The 19,792-nt window shown below is 41.9% G+C and carries 19 protein-coding genes and 1 pseudogene; 13 read left to right on the forward strand and 7 right to left on the reverse strand.

All coding sequences use genetic code 11. The annotated features are described in order from the left end of the window. Positions 1-183: 183 nt before the first annotated feature. From C1A12_RS16545 to C1A12_RS16560, 4 genes are all read left to right on the forward strand, one after another. Complete coding sequence (locus C1A12_RS16545; protein ID WP_101845588.1) at positions 184-3,339, forward strand: CBM35 domain-containing protein; 3,156 nt, start codon at positions 184-186, stop codon at positions 3,337-3,339. Between the two features lie 171 nt (positions 3,340-3,510). Then, complete coding sequence (locus tag C1A12_RS16550) at positions 3,511-4,428, forward strand: aldo/keto reductase family oxidoreductase (RefSeq protein ID WP_101845589.1); 918 nt, start codon at positions 3,511-3,513, stop codon at positions 4,426-4,428. Positions 4,429-4,537: 109 nt separating this feature from the next. Continuing rightward, positions 4,538-5,299 carry a fumarylacetoacetate hydrolase family protein gene (locus C1A12_RS16555; protein ID WP_101845591.1) on the forward strand — a complete coding sequence of 254 codons (762 nt, stop codon included), beginning with the start codon at positions 4,538-4,540 and terminating at the stop codon, positions 5,297-5,299. A gap of 31 nt (positions 5,300-5,330) precedes the next feature. Beyond that, positions 5,331-5,801, forward strand: coding sequence for an SRPBCC family protein (locus C1A12_RS16560; RefSeq protein WP_101845593.1), 471 nt, complete (start codon positions 5,331-5,333; stop codon positions 5,799-5,801). 745 nt (positions 5,802-6,546) lie between these two features. Here C1A12_RS16560 and C1A12_RS16565 read toward each other — a convergent pair. After that, entirely contained in the window at positions 6,547-7,185 is a 639-nt protein-coding gene (locus C1A12_RS16565) for a YitT family protein (RefSeq protein ID WP_101845595.1), read from the reverse strand. A 328-nt stretch (positions 7,186-7,513) separates the two neighbouring features. Between C1A12_RS16565 and C1A12_RS16570 the strand changes: the two genes are divergently transcribed. Further along, entirely contained in the window at positions 7,514-8,044 is a 531-nt protein-coding gene (locus C1A12_RS16570) for a hypothetical protein (RefSeq protein WP_101845597.1), read from the forward strand. 172 nt (positions 8,045-8,216) lie between these two features. On the opposite strand, the gene C1A12_RS16575 is transcribed toward C1A12_RS16570, so the two are convergent. Further along, the gene (locus tag C1A12_RS16575; RefSeq protein ID WP_101845599.1) at positions 8,217-8,384 is read right to left on the reverse strand and encodes a YfhE family protein; all 168 of its coding nucleotides are present in this window, start codon (positions 8,382-8,384) and stop codon (positions 8,217-8,219) included. Positions 8,385-8,516: 132 nt separating this feature from the next. Between C1A12_RS16575 and thrC the strand changes: the two genes are divergently transcribed. Both thrC and C1A12_RS16585 read left to right on the forward strand, forming a co-directional pair. After that, on the forward strand, positions 8,517-9,620 hold the full coding sequence (gene thrC / locus C1A12_RS16580; RefSeq protein WP_101845601.1) for a threonine synthase: 1,104 nt from the start codon (positions 8,517-8,519) through the stop codon (positions 9,618-9,620). Positions 9,621-9,662: 42 nt separating this feature from the next. Then, complete coding sequence (locus tag C1A12_RS16585; RefSeq protein WP_101845603.1) at positions 9,663-9,854, forward strand: hypothetical protein; 192 nt, start codon at positions 9,663-9,665, stop codon at positions 9,852-9,854. Positions 9,855-9,972: 118 nt separating this feature from the next. Here C1A12_RS16585 and C1A12_RS16590 read toward each other — a convergent pair whose 3' ends face one another. Next, positions 9,973-10,341, reverse strand: coding sequence for a DUF2512 family protein (locus C1A12_RS16590; protein WP_101845604.1), 369 nt, complete (start codon positions 10,339-10,341; stop codon positions 9,973-9,975). Between the two features lie 281 nt (positions 10,342-10,622). Between C1A12_RS16590 and C1A12_RS16595 the strand changes: the two genes are divergently transcribed. The 3 genes from C1A12_RS16595 to C1A12_RS16605 all read left to right on the forward strand — a co-directional run bounded on the left by C1A12_RS16595 (position 10,623) and on the right by C1A12_RS16605 (position 14,439). Beyond that, positions 10,623-11,612 carry an aldo/keto reductase gene (locus C1A12_RS16595; RefSeq protein WP_101845605.1) on the forward strand — a complete coding sequence of 330 codons (990 nt, stop codon included), beginning with the start codon at positions 10,623-10,625 and terminating at the stop codon, positions 11,610-11,612. A 754-nt stretch (positions 11,613-12,366) separates the two neighbouring features. Continuing rightward, complete coding sequence (locus C1A12_RS16600; protein ID WP_101845607.1) at positions 12,367-13,932, forward strand: Vga family ABC-F type ribosomal protection protein; 1,566 nt, start codon at positions 12,367-12,369, stop codon at positions 13,930-13,932. 147 nt (positions 13,933-14,079) lie between these two features. Continuing rightward, on the forward strand, positions 14,080-14,439 hold the full coding sequence (locus C1A12_RS16605; RefSeq protein ID WP_101845609.1) for a DUF4260 domain-containing protein: 360 nt from the start codon (positions 14,080-14,082) through the stop codon (positions 14,437-14,439). A 282-nt stretch (positions 14,440-14,721) separates the two neighbouring features. Here C1A12_RS16605 and C1A12_RS21430 read toward each other — a convergent pair. Further along, positions 14,722-14,977: pseudogene (locus tag C1A12_RS21430) on the reverse strand (transposase); the annotation flags it as partial. 215 nt (positions 14,978-15,192) lie between these two features. Between C1A12_RS21430 and C1A12_RS16615 the strand changes: the two are divergent. After that, positions 15,193-16,056, forward strand: a complete 864-nt coding sequence (locus tag C1A12_RS16615; RefSeq protein ID WP_101845613.1) for a cupin domain-containing protein — start codon at positions 15,193-15,195, stop codon at positions 16,054-16,056. 158 nt (positions 16,057-16,214) lie between these two features. Here C1A12_RS16615 and C1A12_RS16620 read toward each other — a convergent pair whose 3' ends face one another. Next, positions 16,215-16,793 (reverse strand): LPXTG cell wall anchor domain-containing protein, encoded by a 579-nt coding sequence (locus C1A12_RS16620; RefSeq protein ID WP_101845615.1) that lies wholly within the window; start codon positions 16,791-16,793, stop codon positions 16,215-16,217. A 413-nt stretch (positions 16,794-17,206) separates the two neighbouring features. On the opposite strand from C1A12_RS16620, the gene C1A12_RS16625 reads away from it, so the two are divergent. Together C1A12_RS16625 and C1A12_RS21535 are read left to right on the forward strand one after the other, a co-directional pair. Next, on the forward strand, positions 17,207-17,560 hold the full coding sequence (locus C1A12_RS16625; RefSeq protein WP_101845617.1) for an SHOCT domain-containing protein: 354 nt from the start codon (positions 17,207-17,209) through the stop codon (positions 17,558-17,560). Between the two features lie 277 nt (positions 17,561-17,837). Beyond that, on the forward strand, positions 17,838-17,966 hold the full coding sequence (locus C1A12_RS21535; RefSeq protein WP_255408424.1) for a hypothetical protein: 129 nt from the start codon (positions 17,838-17,840) through the stop codon (positions 17,964-17,966). A 71-nt stretch (positions 17,967-18,037) separates the two neighbouring features. On the opposite strand, the gene C1A12_RS16630 is transcribed toward C1A12_RS21535, so the two are convergent. Next, entirely contained in the window at positions 18,038-19,204 is a 1,167-nt protein-coding gene (locus tag C1A12_RS16630) for an aminotransferase (protein WP_101845619.1), read from the reverse strand. Beyond that, positions 19,201-19,698 carry an Lrp/AsnC family transcriptional regulator gene (locus tag C1A12_RS16635; protein ID WP_200816609.1) on the reverse strand — a complete coding sequence of 166 codons (498 nt, stop codon included), beginning with the start codon at positions 19,696-19,698 and terminating at the stop codon, positions 19,201-19,203. Before C1A12_RS16635 ends, C1A12_RS16630 begins: the two co-directional genes overlap by 4 nt. Between the last annotated feature and the right edge of the window lie 94 nt (positions 19,699-19,792).

Genomic DNA, 19,792 nt, shown 5'->3' on the forward strand with positions numbered 1-19,792 from the left:
TTTTCAAAAAAAGTACTGGACTTCAAAAATGTAAACGCTTATAATGACTTTAAATGAGTAAACGTTTACTCAAATCTAAACTAATTCTGAGGGGAGAGAAAGGAGGACGTATTACGAAGCTATTTTCTCCCGTTTTTCTTTGGCTTTCGGTACTTCTTTAAAAATTATAAAAGGAGAGATCAAATGATCAAACGTCCACGAAAACGGATTTCTAAAAATAAGAGCTTAGTAAGTAAACAAGGAGTTTTTTGTGTGCTTTCCACTTTAGCTCTATCGTCCTTACTGGCCACGACTGTTTCTGCTCAAGACAGTGAGTTTACTAGAGAGGGATCTGGTCCCATGTATTTTTCAACTTACGAGCACCAGCATGACAAAAATACATACATGCCTGAAGACAGGTTTAAGGAAAATATTGATTGGATGGCAGAAAATTTTCAGCCTTATGGATATGACATGATCGCGACGGATGGATGGATCGAAGGAGCGACGTTATTAAATAAAAATGGTTATGTGGTGAGTCATAACGATAATTGGATGTCGCGTCCCCTGAATATGGATGGAAGTGAGGAAGAAGCAGAAGGATTGTTAATCAATGGGGATTTTGAGTCAGGAGGTACAGAGGGATGGACCATCGATACGGATGCATCTACGGGTGTCGATGCGAACGATGCCTATGATGGGTTAAAATTATATGTCTATGATCCTGAACCCCATACAGCCAAAATCTCGCAAACAGTAGAGGGATTAGAAGATGGCAATTATACCGTTGAAGCTCGAGTGAAGTTTCCAAATGACGTTGAAAATTATCTGGATGGTACGAGTTCAGCTAATATGAAATTAACCGATTATGAAGATGTTGCTGATGGCGAGAATGTACCTGAACAGATCGTTGAATTAAATGATGGAATAGCCAATGAATACGGGGAAGCACGCTATGGACTTTTTGAACTTCAGGCCGAAGTAACCAATGGTCAGCTGACAGTAGAATTTAATGTAGATGCAGCAGGAGAGCACAGTTCCTTCCAGTTGGATGACGTGAAATTATACAAGACTGGAGAAAAGCCTGAGGAGGATGGAAGCGAAGAGGAATTCCAGTATCCATCTGAAAAATACCCGGATGGCCATACTTGGAAATTCTGGGGTGACTATATTAACGAGCAGGGCATGGATTTTGGAATCTATTATAATCCGCTTTGGGTAAGTCCGGAAGTTGTAAAAAATCCAGATAAATATATCGTAAAAGGAACGGAAGATGATCCAGATGGCCCCACTTATGTCGCAGATTTAATTGATCAGGGTGACCCTGACGACCCGACTGATGGTGATCGCTTTAATGGCGGACAGGGAAATGAACGTGCTCTTTACTGGATAGACGTGGAACATCCAGATGCTGAAAAATATGTGAAAGGGTATATCGACTTTTTCAAAGAACAAGGCGCTGATTTCTTACGTGTTGACTTTATCTCATGGTATGAAGATGGAATGGACCCGAACCTTGGGAAAGTGGGAGATCCGCATGGCAGAGACAACTACGAAACGCATTTAAAATGGATGTCTGAAGCAGCCGAAGAGAATGATATGTTCTTAAGTTTGGTTATGCCTCACTTATATAATCATGGAGAACTTGAACAAAAGTATGGAGATATGATTCGAATTAATGAAGATGCATTTGGCGGCGGCTGGGACCATATTAGTGAAAGGCGCCAAGAATGGCAGGAAGGCTGGTCGCAGTGGGCCAACTCTTTCCAAGGTTTTACTGGTTTCTCTGATATCAGCGGACGCTCCAGCATGCTCTTAGACGGAGACTTTTTGAAGCTGAATACGTTTGAAGGGGATCATTCGGAAAATGAGAAGAAAACAACTCTATCCCTCTATACGCTCGCAGGATCTCCGATTGCAATCGCTGATCAGTATGACACGATTAAAGAAAATTATAAGTACTATCAAAACACCGAATTGATTGAGTTTAATAAAATGGGGCTAGCCGGAAAGCCCATCTTTGAAAATGCAGAACATTATGGCGAATCCAATGATAATCGAGACAGCCAGCGCTGGGTAGGTCAGCTTCCAGATGGCTCATGGGCTGTCGGTTTGTTTAACCGTGAAGATGAGAGTCAGACTTTTAATTTTGATTTCAAAGAAGAACTTGGCATAGGGGAAGGTCAAGTACGTGATGTTTGGACGCATGAAGACCTTGGACTCCAGTCTGATTACTCTGTAACGCTAGAACCGCATGATAGTGGGTTCTTAAAAGTCATCCCATCCAAAGTGGATAAAGTCTTTGAAGCTGAAGCAGCCTCTTATACAAAAGGTGTGGAATTTTCCAAGGAAACAGACGGTCATGAAGGGTTTGGCTACTTGAGTGATATAGACGAGGAAAAAGAAAGTGTCACTTATGCGATCAGCGTTCCAGATACAGGCGTCTATAACTTAGACTTAAAGTATGCTGCAGAAGAAGCAAGTGAAGCTGTTGTTAAGGTTCGAGAAGAGGAAAGCGGTGACGTTACGGATGAACTGCCTGTGGCAATGAAATCAACTGATGGCAAATGGAAAGAACAAGGAACAGAGGTAGAACTACAAGAGGGGACAAACCTTGTGAAAGTGGACTATGCTTCTGGTAACTTTAATTTAGACTCCTTAACGCTAGGCGAGTCAGTAGATAAAAATTCATCAAACTTGCGAAATGGCGGCTTCAGCCATGGCTTTGACCATTGGAGCAGAAGCAATATGGTGAACACTTCGATCGAGGATAGAGCTTTGGAAATCAGTGGGGAAGAGGCGTTTTCCTCTGACACTTGGCAGTATGTGGTTCCTGGACCTGGAGTCTATACACTGACAGCTGATGTAATACGAAATGGAGCTTTTGACGAGGCCTCCTTATATGTTGAAAACGGGGAAGACACCCTTAAAGCTGACATTCCAGAAAAAGAAGAAATGTCTGAGGTTTCTATTTCTAATATTAAAGTAACTGAAGGAGATGTGTTAAAAGCCGGCAGTCTTATTGAGGGGCAGGGAGGGGCTTCGTTAACCCTGGCTAACGTCCAGCTTCGTGCTGTCGAAGATTATAATCAGTATTTCGACATTGTTAATAAAAATAAAAACAAAGTAGAAATAACGCGTAACAGCCAAAATGCTGATGAATTCTCTTCATATCTGGTGAAATTAGAGGAAAAACCAGAACCAAGGAAGGTTCATGCGGCTGCCCAAAAATATAAAGAAGCAGACAGTAAGGATGAGCTGGAAACAAAACAAAGAACTTATTATTATGACCAGGAGAATGAGGAGGTATGGTTGAATATACCAAGTGAAGAAAATAAGAAAGTTCAAGTGAAGTTCTAACTTGTTTTTTGTAAAAAGGTCTTCTCTTTCCTTGTTTTACCAACGGGAAGAGAGGCCTTTTCTTTTACTTAACTATCCGAGTCCTAGTTATATTAGAAGATAAGCATGACTCGTTACTCTGCTCTTGAGAAGTGATAGGATAGAAGAAACAAAGGGAAAGAGGTGCTTATTTTGAAGAAAATCCAATTAGGCCGTAGTGATTTAGAAGTTGGTGAAATCGCTTTAGGATGTATGCGCATCAGCGAGCTCAGCCGGAAGGACGCTGCCCATGTTATTGATAACGCATTGCAATTAGGTGTAGATTTATTCGACCATGCCGACATTTATGGTAAAGGGAATTCCGAAGAAGTATTCGCAGAAGCGATTAACATGAATGATGATGTTCGTGAAAAAATTAAACTGCAGACCAAGTGCGGCATACGTGATGGGTTTTTCGATTTTTCCAAAGAACATATTCTCGAATCAGTTGAAGGGAGTCTCCGCAGACTAAAAACTGACTATATTGACAGCTACCTTCTCCATCGTCCAGATGTTCTAATGGAGCCTGAAGAAGTAGCTGAAGCTTTTACAACACTGAAAGAAAGCGGGAAAGTCCGTTACTTCGGGGTAAGTAATCAAAACCCGATGCAGATGGAGCTTTTGAAAAAATATTTGAAGGACGATTTAATCGTCAATCAGCTCCAGTTAAGTGTCGTACATACGCCGATGATCGATGCGGGCTTTAACGTCAATATGATGAATGATCCGGCTGTTGTTCGGGATGGAAATGCGCTTGAGTACTGCCGGTTAAATGACATGACAATCCAAGCATGGTCGCCTTTTCAGCACGGCATGATTGAAGGGCCTTTTATTGGAAACGCTGCCTTCCCTAAAGTGAACGCCAAGCTGCAGGAACTGGCAGAGAAGCATAATGTAACCGATACTGCGATCGCTACTGCATGGATTCTTCGTCACCCGGCTGATATTCAACCTATTGTCGGCACGATGAACGCGCAGAGATTAAAAGACATTGCCACGGCTTCACACATCGAACTGACACGTCCCGAATGGTATGAACTGTACCGTGCTGCCGGCAACAAGCTGCCTTAGGAGGAAGGGAAAAAGAAACTTTATGCACGGAGGGAAAGTTTCTTTCTTATAAAGAGGATTCACTTAAGGTTGTATCGAAATAATGAAAGAGAGAAGGAGGAAATCAACAATGAAATACATTCGTTTTCAAAAAGATAATCAAATCTATTATGGTGTCGTGAAAGGGAATTCAATCACTCAGCTTGACGGTGATTACATAACCGGCGAAACACGCCCGCTATCTACTGAATTCGCTTTAGATGAAGTCGAGGTGCTCACTCCTGTGGAGCCGCGTCAGGTACTGTGTATCGGCTTGAATTATGAAGCACACGCTGAAGAAACAGGCAAGCCGATTCCGGAGGAGCCAATGATGTTTATGGCTTCGCCAAGTGCCGTAACCGCTCACGGGACTGAAATTACGCTGCCTAACCTTGACCATCGGATTGACTATGAAGCCGAACTAGTGATCGTTATCGGAAAAGAAGCCAAAGAAGTGAAGAAGGAAGAAGCATTGTCTTTTATTTTCGGGTATACCGTCGGAAATGACGTTTCTAACCGTCATTTACAGAAAAAAGATGGCCAGTTTACGAGAGCTAAATCTTTCGCCGGCTTTAAACCACTCGGACCTGTTATTGAAACGGATCTGGATCCAAACAACGCATCAATTAAGCTGAAGCTTAACGGTGAAGTAAAGCAGGAATCGAACACGAACGATTTAATACACACCATAGAAGACCTGGTCGTAAAAGCTACAGAAGTCATGACGTTAAGTCCGGGAGACGTTATTTACACGGGTACGCCGTCTGGGGTTGGGCCGTTATCTCCGGGTGATGTAGTGGAAGCTGAGGTTGGTGGAATTGGTGTATTAAAGAATCATGTGATTTCTAAGTAAAAAGCATTATACTATAAAGGAGGTAAATCAATTGGATGAATATGGAAAACTCTTCCCTTCGAATGGACGTTACGCCTTACAGTTTGAACGCTTCTTTCCTTTCAGCTGTGAAAAAGTTTTTCAAGTGATTACTGATCCGGAGGCTTTTACCAAATGGTATCCGTTCGCCACAGGAGAGATGGATTTAAAAGAAGGAGGCAGAATTCAGTTTGACGACGGGGAAGGGGCGGCATATGAAGCTGTCATCTTGGATTTAAAACCCCCTCATGTCTTTAACTTCAGAGAAATTGAGGATCTCATTGAAATTTCTTTGCAAGAGGAGAATGAAGGCTGCCGTTTCTTCTTCACTCATACGTTTGATGATCAGGATATGGTTGAATATGTGGCTGCGGGCTGGCACAGATGCATTGATGTTCTTGAACAAATCGTCCACGGTCAGCAGGTGAAATGGAAATACAATGCGTCCGAATTAAGAGAAACCTACAAAAAGCAGTTTTCCTGATCCACCAGTCCTTTAATAATCTGTTTAGTGCAGCTGCATCGAGTATGACATACACTTATTAAAAGGTTCTGTGGTTGGTAATTCTGAATCATGACGATTCAATGACGGGACTGCTAATCACTGAGTTTCGGCACATCATTTTTCTCCTCAGAAGCAGCCGTACAAGGTGTTTAAAAAAAGTCTTCCCCACAAGAGGAAGACTTACAGCTTGTGGAGAAACCCCTGTTTTTCCGAGGCCACTGAAAAAGTCATTTCTGCTTTTAAAGTTGGTTGTCGGTTCTCACGAATCACTTATCGGTGGATACTTGCCGCAGGCACGGCCTCAGCTAACTTGGTCGAGAAGATCACTTGACCAAGTGGATCTTCGGCCCGCGCTGTTCCCGCGACGCACCGGCCGTGGCCGGTTTTAATCGACCAGGCGTCACCACCGATCGCTCATCGTGGCATCAACAGAGGTAAAACGAAAAAGAGTGATTTTCTTTGATGGATAAAAGAAAGTCACTCTTTTTTTCTTGTGCAATGAAAGGAATACATAAAAGGGAGGGATTGGATGTTAGACCGACAATTATCCATGAACTTCAGACTATAATTCCGTTTCCATAATCAGAGGAACACCAAAACCAACTAGCGTTCCAGAACAGAGAATCCTTTAAAGAAAGAGCAAAAGAAAAATGAAAGAATTTAGAAAAAATAGGCTGCCGAGACTTTCTCGACAGCCTGAAAGTCTTCCTCACAAGAGGAAGACTTAGATAGCTTCTTCATATACCTGATTACCATCTGGATGAAGCTTGTAATAGAGCGGATAGGCTCTTGTATAGCAGTATTGAATAACAGGACCTAGAAATATCATCGGTGCAATTGTTCCTAACCCAACCGGTCCCCCAATAATCAAGGCAAGAGAAGTCATGATAACCGCGACTACGGTTTGGCCTGATTGAATACTTAAGTTAAAGCGGGCACTGACGGCTAAGAACAACTGATCAACGGGCGCCCGTGGGAATTGAGGAAGAATATAGATAGCTACTCCCAATCCAATAATAGCTACACCTGTTAATAAAGCCAGTACCTGTAATACATATGGGGCAGAGGAAAGGTCCACATGGGCAAATACGAATTCCAGCCAGAAGTCCAAAATCAGACTTTCTAATAATACAGGCACCACAGCTCTTGGCTCAGGCTTTGCTTTCATTAACTTTGCGTTGACGAAAATAATGAGAAGCTGAAATGCGCCGTACCAGAATCCAACGGTAAATCCGAGATGATCAGATACTCCTATGAAGAATGAAGTCCAAAAACCAGCGCCCAGTGTAGCATTAATCAACAGCGCGACCCCAAAAAAGTTAATAAGCATCCCGGCTAGATAAACCAAAGAGCGATAAAGCATGACGTACTCCTCCCTTCCATTAAAAAGTGATCACGTAAGAGATTTTGTCTCTGAAACGTGACCACATTTTATTAGCGATTATTTAATGCGTCAATCAAAAATTTTTAATGAAACTAAAATGTCACATCTTAAATAAAAAAACGCTGTAACCACTGGTATTACTGGGATAAAGACACGGAATTTTCCAGTATGATCCGTAAATATTGCAGGATATGGAATAGAGGCAGGCGGTTATGCTGATCATGAAGATCTTCTTTAGTAAGAGAAAATGGAGGGAAATATATTTTATTTTATGCTAATAGAATAGGTTAAGTTGAGGAGGGGTAGTATGGAAAGGGAGATTCGGCAGTCAGAAAAACTTTTAATGGCAGGTTTAACGTTTATCCTGCTTTTCATGGTTGTACAGGATATCGTGCCGCTAGGCTCACTCAATGATGTGAACGCGATCTTTGAGAATAGATCTGTCGCTGAACTTACGGTGGTTACTATTATCGGTACAGTTCAGATCCTATTACTGCTCGGGCTGGTACTCTTCTTTAGAGGGAGGCCCTATCCGCTATGGGTTAAGTTATGGTTAATCATTCACCAGAGCTTTATCAGTATGGGAGCTTTATTAGATTGGTGGATCCCTTATTTTTCCAGTTACGGTGCAGAAGAGAGAGCAGACAAATATGAGTCAATGTTTTCCAATACTCATTCATTCCTGCCGGAAATGAATGGGATCGTGCCAAATACGCTTCACGTTCTATTCCATACCGTGCTTTTCTTCTGTCTTATCCTAACTATATATATTAGTCTTACGAAGAGAGCAAATATGACAAACGACCGCAATAGAGAACGTCATGTTAGTTCTTCATAAAAGGATGCATTCTTATGATCCATTTAATAATAAAGGGTTAAGGGAGCACTATTTTCCAGTCTCTTTTTTTTGGCAACCCAAAAGAAGCAGCTGAGGTAATTTGTATTTGTATTTAAATAACAAAATCAATAAAGCTGTCGAGATTTTCTCGACAGCTTTACTTATATCAACATTATTTTATTAAGTCTGGATTTTCTCTTTTTGCTTGTTTTACTTTCGGCTGCCGGTAGCCCCCGGCAATATCCGCCTGTTTAAATTCCTTCGCATAACGAACTTCCTGAGCGTCTGATAGTTCGACCTTATTCCCTCTTATAGGCTGATACTGTGTGTTTTTAGCCATAGTGCTCATCCTTTCTGCTGGAGTAGGGTTATATATTTTCTTCCCGCTCCATCATGGTTATAAACATAACTGCTTGTAAAGCAAGCTTTATGTTAAAGTTAAAACCAACATACTTCAAGGAGCTGAAGTCGCATGGTCTATCTATACACCGATTACCGACATAAAGAGTACCTGCCGAACAAGCATCAATGGAAACCACCGCAAGGGCTGTTTAATCTTAAACCTTACCCCGTCAGCTTCCCAGTAGAAGAAATCGGTTATCGCCAACCGACCATGTGGCGGTATAGAGAAGCACTGCCTTTTGATCATTCCGATGGCTATTCAAAAGTAACTCTCGGCGAAGGCATGACACCGCTGGTCGGATTAGATTCAGAAGAGAATCCCCTTCTATTGAAATTGGATTATTTAATGCCGACGGGTTCCTTTAAAGACAGAGGAGCTGCTGTACTCATAGCAAAAGCACTGGAGCTTGGAGTCACTTCAGTGATCGCTGACAGCAGTGGAAATGCAGGGACAGCTGTTGCCGCTTACTGCGCACGAGCAAATATAGAATGCAATATTTATGTGCCCTCTTCCACGTCTGAGAAAAAATTAACCCAAATCGAAGCACACGGGGCAAAAGTAGTGAAGGTACCAGGATCGCGTGAAGACACAGCGGAGAGAGCTAAGAGAGCTGTTGAATCTGAGCTTGCTTTTTATGCGAGCCATGTCTATAATCCTTTTTTCTATGAAGGGACAAAAACGTTCGCATTTGAAATATGGGAACAACTGCATTATGAGGCCCCAGATAAACTTATTCTTCCGCTCGGTAACGGGACGCTTGTTTTGGGGGCGTACATCGGGTTTAAAAACCTCAAAAAAGCTGGAGTGATCAGCAGGCTGCCTCAAATCGTGGCTGTCCAAGCGAAAGGGTGTGCTCCAATTGCTGAGGCTTATAATGAAAATAGAAGCGTATCGCTTGTAAAAACAACAAAAACACTGGCAGAAGGGATCGCCATCGCCAACCCAGTTAGAGGTGATCAGGTTCTCCAGGCCATTAAAGACACGAAAGGAACCATCATTACAGCACCTGAAGAAAACATTGAACCATCCAGGCGGGAACTGGCGGGCAAAGGGTTTTATGTGGAACCTACCACGGCTGCCACGTACGCCGCGTATAAGGAATACAAACAAATGATCATTCAGCCAAATGAGACTGTTGTTCTGTCATTATGCGGCTCAGGGTTGAAAAAATAAAAAATTATAATTAAGTGCAAAATTGTGAAGGGAGGAGCTAGAGTGGCCGATAAAGGTGAAAGAAAAGATCAACCGTTCAATGACGCTGTTGAACATCAGCAGAAAGTGGAAGGTCAGCTAAAACCCACTGAAGGTAAACTTCCTCTGCCCATTAGGTTAATCGGTTATTTCTTATTTGGTGGAATCGCATTGATGCTTCTTTTTGGTCTGCTTGGAAACTTTTTGTTTAATTAGGAGCATCAGCTGGGTTAAGCAAAATGACAAAAGGCTGTTCCCCCGCGGAACAGCCTTTTGGGACCTTTTTAATGTCTACTGTAAAGCTAAGGTTTAACGTCGGGGAGAAAAACAACCCCTAATGGTTAAAAGAAGCACGTAACTCAGGTTTCTTAGCCATATAACTGTGGAAGAAAAACTCTCCTGCTCCAAGCACAATACCTGCTAAAACACCTGCTGAAATCCAGGAAGATTGGTCTGGGCTGCCCATCATGGAGCCTACGATGGCGATAATGATTATGGCTAACCCCACATCTGCTGTAGTCGCTACCATGTTTGTTGTTTTCGGAAATAATAATAAATCACCAAACACATAAGAGATTGCGCCAAGCACTACGGTGATGGCTAAAATGGTTAGAAACGAAACGTCAAAGCCTAATCCAAGGACCAGATAAAGCCCTACAATGGTCATAAGACCTTTAATTGCCAGTGCTTTTACGTGTTCCATCATCATTCACTCCTTTGCAGTGGGTAGGAAGATCCATGTCTGCTTGAAGGATACTTAATCATGTTAGTTACATTAATTCCCATTGTGGAAGCAACTAAACACCCTTGCCGAATTATCGTTAAAAAGTTATAGGGAATTATAATCATCGCCCAAGGTTACTCACAAGTGCCTGCCTTACTTATAAGTACGTACTTTTCTAAAGCTGGGATACGTTTCATAATAGAGAGTGACGGATAAATAATAGGTAGAGTGAGTCAATCATTCAACTGGAGGTTTTAAATATGCACAGTATATTGAAAGGCAATATAGGATTTGGCACGGCACCTTTAGGCAATATGTATCGCAATATTCCGGAAGAAGAGGCGCAGGCAACTGTTGATACAGCCTGGGATTACGGCATCCGTTATTTTGACACCGCTCCGTTTTATGGTGCCGGCCTGGCAGAGTTAAGGCTTGGTGAAGTATTATCGAAGCGTAACCGCGATGAGTACGTGTTAAGTACAAAAGTGGGAAGATACATGCTCGATCAAGAGGAGAAGCCATCTGAAGGACAGCTTTTTGAACATGGACGCAATAATAAAGTGGTGACAGACTACAGTGGAGACGCAACGCTGCGTTCCATCGAACAGAGTCTTGAGCGGTTGCAAACGGATCGTTTAGATTTTGTTTATGTGCACGATATTGCTCAGGATTTCCACGGCGATGAGTGGCTGTCCAAGTTTGAAGAAGCTCGGACAGGTGCATTTAGAGAGCTTACTCGACTTCGTGAAGAAGGCGTAATTAAGTCCTGGGGCCTTGGGGTTAACCGAGTCGAACCGATCGAAATTACTATGGAGTTGGAAGAATCCAACCCTGACCTCTGCCTAATGGCGGGACGTTATACCCTTCTTGATCATGAAAAGGCACTGCAGCGCGTGTTGCGCCATGCAGAGGAAAAGAATGTGAGTATCGTTGCCGGCGGGCCTTATAACTCAGGAGTTCTTGCAGGAGGAAAACATTTTGAGTATCAGGAAGCGCCTAAAGAGATGATTGAAAGAGTCGGAAAAATTAAAAGCATAGCGGAGCGTCACGGAATCAGTGTAAAAGCGGCAGCTCTGCAGTTTACACTGGCACATCCAGCCGTAGCCGCGGCTATTCCAGGAGCAAGCCGTCCGGAAAGAATTGAAGAAGATCAAAAGGCTTTCGATACCGTTATTCCAGAAGCATTCTGGCAGGAACTGCGCGAACAGAAGATTATATCACCTGAAGCACCACTGCCGGGAAACAAATAAGAATTCATGAGGTTGGGGCAAAACTGAATAAAGCATAAAATAATCCGAACGATTTTGTTGAAATCAGTTCGGATTATTTATTTGGCAAGAAAGGATTTTTACTATCGCCAACTCAAAACACTTCGCTTTTTCGTGGGCACGGCCTTAAGCCTTCCTCGAAAAACAAAGAGCGATTTCCTGCTGGATTTTCCACTCTCGCTATTCCCACAGGAGTCTACGCATTTTGACTACGCTAATGTTCTGCGTATATATTATTCAATTTTTATTTGCTCATTTTTTGCTGTCATAGCTGAACTTATGTCTCACCTTCACTTAATTAGAGAAGAAGGAAGGAACAAACTGCGGAAGATATTGAAAGAGCTCCTAATCAAGATTTGAACATGTCTGCAGTCCCTTTAAGAATTGAGTCGGAATCCGTTATAAAAGGCAGTGAAGTTCCGGTTGACACTTCTTCACATATCATATAAAGTAACGTTAAATAAAGACCGGAAAGGGTGACCCAACTAGATGAAGTACTAATCCTATTTTACGAAAGCAAAGAATTGAAGAGCACGTACCGAGCAGAAGAGTTATACTGCCTGCTTTGTGCTGTTTTTCAATCGGAGTTTTCAGAATAGGATTGGGATTTCTATAGTTGAACCAATAAGGGAGACGTATCCTCCTTTTGTGTCCACCTATACTTATGCCTCCTATTCTGAACGCGGATAGGGGGCTTTTTATGTCCCTGGAAAATTGGTGAATAGGGGATGAGTATATGAATCTTTTAGAAACGCATAACGTAAAACATTATATAAAGGACCGTTTAATTCTTGACGTGAAGCATCTATCTATTCATACAGATGACCGAATCGGTCTTGTCGGTCCTAACGGAAGCGGGAAAACCACTTTATTAAACGTGTTCTCAGGAAAAATAAAGCCTGAAGAGGGACGAGTGCTGCACCATGCGATCGCTGAGCTTCTGCCGCAGTTAAAGCACACAGATCCAGTAAAAAGTGGAGGGGAAGTGACTCAGGAATATATTAATCAAGCCCTGGTTAAAGCTCCGGAGGTTTTATTGGCTGATGAACCTACGACTAATCTGGATACTGAGCATATTGAATGGCTGGAGAAGAAGCTTCTTAATTGGAAAGGTGCTTTCGTGATCGTTTCCCATGACCGTGCTTTCCTGGATGCTGTTTGTACAAAAATTTGGGAGATGGAAGACGGGAAACTTAGAGAGTATTCAGGGAACTACAGTGATTATGCGGCTCAGAAAGAAATTATTTTTCGTCAGCAGCAAGCCGCTTTTGAAAAATATGAAAGCAAGAAAAGACAGCTGGAAGAAGCTATGAGATTAAAAGAGAAAAAGGCAGAAAAAGCAACAAAAACACCTAAAAATGTCAGCCCATCGGAAGCGAAAATCACCGGTGCGAAACCGTATTTTGCTAAAAAACAGAAGAAGCTGCAGAAAACAGGGAAAGCGATCGAAAAGCGGCTGGAACAGTTGGAAAAGGTTGAAAAAGTAACAGAAGTCCCTTCCATTAAAATGAACCTGCCTAATAAAGAGACTTTTAAAGGACGGATTATGATAAAGGTCGAGGACGTTTCCGGTATAATAGCAGACCGAGTTCTATGGAAAAAAACAAGCTTTAACGTCCGTGGCGGTGATAAAATAGCGATCATCGGTCCGAATGGCAGTGGCAAAACGACCCTGGTGAAAAAAATCATTCAGAAGACGGAAGGAATTACGGTTTCTCCCTCCATGAAAATCGGCTATTTCAGCCAGAACCTTAGTATCTTAAATTTAGAGAAGTCGATTATAGAAAGTGTCAGCTCCACCTCCAGGCAGAAAGAAACGCTCATTCGCACGGTGCTTGCCAGGCTGCATTTTTATCGGGATGATGTGTATAAACGTGTAGAGGTTTTGAGCGGAGGAGAACGGGTCAAAGTCGCTTTAGCGAAGTTATTCCTGAGTGATATCAATACATTGATCCTGGATGAACCGACGAACTTTCTTGATATCGAAGCATCCCGGGCGTTGGAATCCCTCTTGCAGGAATATGAAGGTACAGTCATTTTCGTTTCCCATGACCGGCGGTTTATTGAAAATATTGCAGACCGGATTCTTTCTGTACGAAATCAAGAGATCGAACTGTTTGAAGGGACCTATGAACAGTTCAAAAATAAAGAACTAAATAACGAGCGCAATGTAGATGAAGATCAAAGGCTTGTGCTGCAGACAAAAATATCAGAAGTACTCAGCCGTTTGAGTATCGATCCGTCGGAAGAATTAGAGAAGGAATTTCAGCGGCTTTTAGAAGAAAAAAGAAAGTTAAAGTGATCAAGTTTAATGAGGAGCTTATCCGTAATAAGGGTAAGCTCTTATTACAAGAAACATAGACTATAAAAAAACTATGAGGAAACTAAAAAAAAGAATTAACATTATAAAGAAATATACCATACAGTAGTGAGAGTAAGGAGGAATTTAATGAGTAAGGCACTATTACATTTTGAAGGTCTTGCCGTGTTACTGGCTTCGCTTTATTTCTATGCGCATGAAGGGGGAAGTTGGTGGTTGTTTTTCCTTTGTTTATTCCTCCCTGATCTATCAATACTAGGATACATGTTTAATAAAAAAGCTGGCGCGATCTCATATAACGCAGGACATACCTATGTACTCCCATTAATCCTTCTCGTTCTTAGTATGATGTGGCATCATCCGTTATTTTTATCATTAAGTCTCATCTGGATCGCTCATATAGGAATGGACCGAATGATAGGTTATGGGTTAAAATATCCCGACCATTTCAAAAAAACTCATCTGCAGAAAGTAAAAAATACCTATTAACTCAGCTTGTAGAGAAACCCCGTGTTTTTCTGCAAACTTTTTTTGTGCACGGGCGGACGAACGCCCGTGCCTCCTCGTGAAACCCACACTGCGGGGTCTCGGATCGCCCGTTTTTCCGCAGGAGTCTCGTAGTATTCGCCCGCCCGTAACGGTAGTCTTTTTCATGTACTGACAGGCAGCTGTCAGTAATGCCTTTGAACCGGCTTTAGAATGAAGGCAAGTGGATTTATCGAATGAGAAAAGAAAAAGTGGAACGTAGCTTCGCAGATTCCAAAGAACTGCACGGGCTGCGTTATTATCGTTTTGTCTTTCCAATTCCCGTTCCGAACGAATCCCATAGAAATAGGCGATAAACATCATTTTGAATACCACAAGAAGATCAAGAGAAGGACGGCCATTGTCTTGCACGTACTCTTTCGGGGATAAATAAAAAATCTATGTATTGATCAATCTTACAAAGCAAGTGATCTTAGGGTACCAGTTCTTCAATGGTCACGACTTCGATTTCACTTTGGCGTTCTTTTCTAGAATGAAACATGACTAACACCGCCTTAGAGAGTTCTGTACCAAATTAACGCGGTGAAAAATGAAAGTTCCATAAAAAAATAAAGACTGTCGAGACTTTCTCGACAGTCTGAACTCCCTCTGCAAGAGGGAGTTTTTGCTAGATTATGTTTATAAGGAGGCAGCGTACATTCGTGTAACCTGATGCATAGGATAGTGTCATGAACTTAGGAAGGGAATGAGCGAAACATGTACTATTATCCGCATCCTTATTACGACCCTGCTGCGTATATGACAAGAAATAATGAGCAAGTAGTGGAAGCTCTGCGTAACGGAATAAAGACTAAAGTGACAGCCATTGATTTATACCGAAGATTAGCAGATGCTGCACCAAATCAGGCTGATAAAAACGAACTTCTCCATGGTGCCGAAAACGAAAACCTCCTCTTAAATCAATTCACTAACTTGTATATGACCTATACAGGCAGCCAGCCGGAGTATGAAATGAAGAAGGTGGCCTTTGAGAATTATATTGATGGTTTGCAAAAAGCATATGAATTAGCAGTTCAAAACTATGAAGAGTACCGAAACGGTTATTTACTTACACAGCATTTACCGTTAAGTGATGTATTTCTTAGAGCGTGTCATAATGAGACAGGATTCGCTGAGCGGTTCAGCTCGTTAGCTGATCACGGAGGCAATACGGAACTCAAAGATTTTGGAACCGAACCTTTTGTCATAAATATTGACAAGGCCACAAAGCAGAACGATACGTTTCGTACCGCCCTGTGGACGGGGGAGCATTTACAAGTGACGTTGATGAGTATTGGGGCAGGAGAAGACATAGGGTTAGAAATCCACCCAGAGGTAGATCAATTCCTGCGGATCGAAGAGGGAGAAGGCCTTGTTCAAATGGGGGATAGGGAAGACCAGCTGACTTTTGAAGAAGAAGTATCTGATGACTATGCTATTATGGTTCCAGCTGGTAAATGGCATAATCTAACCAACACAGGAGACAAACCACTTAAATTATATACGATTTACGCCCCGCCTGAGCATCCATTCGGGACCGTTCATAAAACAAAAGAAGAAGCAATGGAAGGAGAAGAGTAATCAATAGAGAAGAGCCTTGGGCAAAAATATAGTCTCGATCTCTAAATTTTGGTCATGACGATAAGAAGAAAAATCCGAACTATCTTGAATCCTATGAGGGAAACGTTAAAGATAGTTCGGATTTTTTGTGAACTGAAGCGATCTATTGCTGCTTTATCTTATTCTACTTTTCTTCTTCCGAGGAATAGCCCTGCCCCAAGTACGGTAACCATACCCCCAATGGCCATCATAGCTGGGTTTGAAGTGGCGGTGTCTGGTAAACTTCCTCCTTCATCATCTACTCGATCCATTCGATCCGCAAACACCCATTTGCCGGCTTCGTAGCTGTAATCACTCGTGAGGGTGTATTCTCCTCTTAATTGATTTTCTCCCTCCTGCGTAAGAGTATATTGACTGTCACTGACCTTTTCTAAATCATAATTTTGATCGGTTTGTAGTTGATAAGGTCCATCCATTTCTTCTATATACAATTTATCGTTTTCTTCATAAAAATAAGTGTCGAGGTAATCATCTGCTAAAGGAGCAACCATAATGCTTTTGAATTCTTCTTCCAAACGATCTTTGGAATCATAATTCACTACTTCGCCATCATCATTGGTTTCCAGGTTCATTAAGTCATTAAATTGTTGTTCCAGTTCTTCCACAGGCGGTTCTCCATGATCGTCAGCTGACACTGAAGTCTGAAATCCGAAAACTACTAAAAAAGCGAACAAAACGACAGACAACATTCTAATCATTATTAACCTCCTAGATAATGTATTACATTTAGTGTGTTCCGGTTATATGTTACAGTTAAACATATTTTCGTCATTTTAATGTAATATTTTTTGGTATGAGTGACGAATGTAATTTTATAGGTTTGCAAAATTAGAAATTAGATTCTAGTGAAACTGCGAAGAGTGTGAATCGTAATAGAACTATGAACCTTCATACGGGAGGATGAAAAGGAAAGGTAGTTCCTGATGCTCGACATTACAGCTAACAGCCCAAAGGAGGAAATATAATGGGATTCATTCTCGTTTTTTTAGGGATTATCTCTTCTGCGGTGTTTTTAATATTCTGGGGGAAATCTGGAAATGAGTGGGGTTCTTCAGGCGAGGGAAAAAAGTAAATAATGCTGTTTTAATAAACAGGAGGAGGGGCAGAGACATTGGCTTCTCGTTATCGTATAAAACCAAGTAAGAGTGCGTCGGTTTTGGGGATAGTAATCGGCTGTATATTTATATTTGCAGGAATTACCTTATCATCTCAGTTAGGAACATTTGGGATCATTTGGACGATCGCTGCAATAGTCATTACAGGTTATCACGTGCTCAATTTGTGCTCTGATAGTGGAGCATCTGTTTATCGAGCTGATCTTGAAAAAGAGGGTGCTCCCCAGGCTGGGAGCTCAAATGACCCCGAAACCCAAATAAGGCAGCTTCACCGTCTGAAAGAGGATAACATGATTAGTAAAGAGGAATATCAAAAGAAAAAAACGGAGTTATTAAATACGAAGTGGTAAGGGTTTTTCAAAATCTAGATGGAGAATGTTTTATTCTAACGATGGAAGTTAATTGAACAAGCCTACTCATAACATTCTTGAACGGATTATCCTTCATAAGTAAATATAATGAGAGCATAAATTAGCACTGTTACGCTAACTTAGTCCTGCGAATTCTTGAAGTGACAGGAGTTAGTAAGGTCAAAGCAAGTTCGTTCAATATAGAAGAACATGCGTAAGTGTTATGGGATTTTTATTAATTGAACCATAGTTCGTCATTGAAGGAGTTCTATTCGGAATGGTAGGATGGCATTCCTTTAAAAAGCCCAATAATCAGCAGGTGTGGTTAGTATTTTGTATGATTGGTGTAATTATAGGTGGAGTGACGGGATGGTTAGAGGTTAATTTGCTTAAAGCTGAGATATAACAACCACAAAATTACTCCTGAGAACATAAGAAAAGGAACTTCTTCATTAAGAGAAGCTCCCTTTCCATAGTTTATTTGCGCTTTTCTACGAACCGTTTGATACGATCCATTGCTTGATCCAGTTGTTTCAGGGAGGTTGCGTAGGAACAGCGGATGTAGCCTTCTCCACTGGTTCCGAATACTTCTCCGGGCACGACAGCAACCTGCTCTTCCTGCAGCAGCTGCTCTGCAAATTCAGCCGAAGATAATCCAGTCGCTTTAATGGAAGGAAAGGCATAAAAGGCGCCGCCCGGATTTGGGCACTCTAATCCAATTTCATTTAAGCTGCTTACAATAAAATTCCTTCTTTGCTTATAGCTTTCGATCATTTCGTGGACACTGGGTTCTCCGTTCTTCATCGCTTCCAATGCAGCATGCTGGGCCATGGTAGGTGCGCACATCATCGTGTACTGATGGATTTTTACCATGCTTTCAATGATTTCTGACGGTCCTGCTGCATAGCCGAGACGCCATCCTGTCATAGCAAAAGCTTTTGAAAAACCACTGATTAGAATGGTGCGTTCTTCCATGTCTGGGAGAGCCGCAAAGCTTGTGTACGCTTCATCATAGGTGAGTTCAGCATAAATTTCATCAGACAAAACGAGCAGATCGTGTTTTTCAATCACGGTTGCCAGCTGTTCCAATTCCTGACGTGATAAGAAGGTTCCAGTCGGGTTATTCGGATTACACAGCATAATGGCTTTCGTTCTCGGTGTAATTGCTTCTTCAATTTGTTCCGGTTTTAGTTTGAAATCATTTTCCGGTTTAGTCTGAATGGTCACTGGTGTACCCCCGGCTAAACTGACAGTCGGTACATAAGCCACAAAGCTTGGTTCGACCACAAGAACCTCATCTCCGGGCTCAATCACTGTCCGCAATGCAAGGTCGATTGCTTGACTGGCTCCAACAGTGACAATAACCTGATCTTCCGGTTTATATGAAAGTTGAAAGTTTCTTTTTAAATAACCGCTGATTTCCTGACGAAGCTCCAGCATACCGGCATTTTCCGTATAAGACGTGTAACCTTGTTCAAGAGCATGAAAGCTCTGCTCGATAAAGTTCCACGGAGTAACGAAATCAGGCTCGCCAACTCCAAGGGAAATTACATCGTCCATCTGTGCCGCTAAGTCAAAAAAGCGACGGATACCTGAGGGCTTTAAATCCGCTATTTGCTTAGACACATATGAGGTTTTATTCATGGTGATACCACAATTCTTTTATCGTCGTCATCATCGTCATGAAGAATAATGCCGTCATGCTTATAACGTTTTAATACGAAATGCGTCGTCGTTGACAGTACGGAATCAAGCGTGGACAATTTCTCAGAAATGAAATTTCCGATTTCTGTCATTGTTTCTCCTTTTACAGAAACAGAAAGATCATATGCGCCTGACATTAAATATACAGCTTTCACCTCAGGAAAACGATAAATACGTTCAGCTACTTTATCAAACCCGACCCCGCGAGCCGGAGTGACTTTGACATCAACCATTGCAGTAACTTCTTCTACATCGAGTACTTTGGCCCAGTCGATCAGCGTAGAATAGCCAAGTATGGCCTTCTTTTCTTCCAAGTCACTAAGCAGCTGCTGTACCTCATCTATACTCTTACCCATTAGCTTTGCAATTTTGCTAACTTCTAAATTAGCGTTTTTCTCGATTAACTTTAACAATTCTACTTCCGTTTCTTTCACTTTAAACACACCCACTTTTTAAGTTGTACTATGCTCCATTCTACCAAGGTTTTCACCAGAACTAAAACCTTAATCATACTAGTTCGCGCATTCC

Source organism: Halobacillus sp. Marseille-P3879 (assembly GCF_900240285.1).
Classification (GTDB): domain Bacteria; phylum Bacillota; class Bacilli; order Bacillales; family Halobacillaceae; genus Halobacillus_A.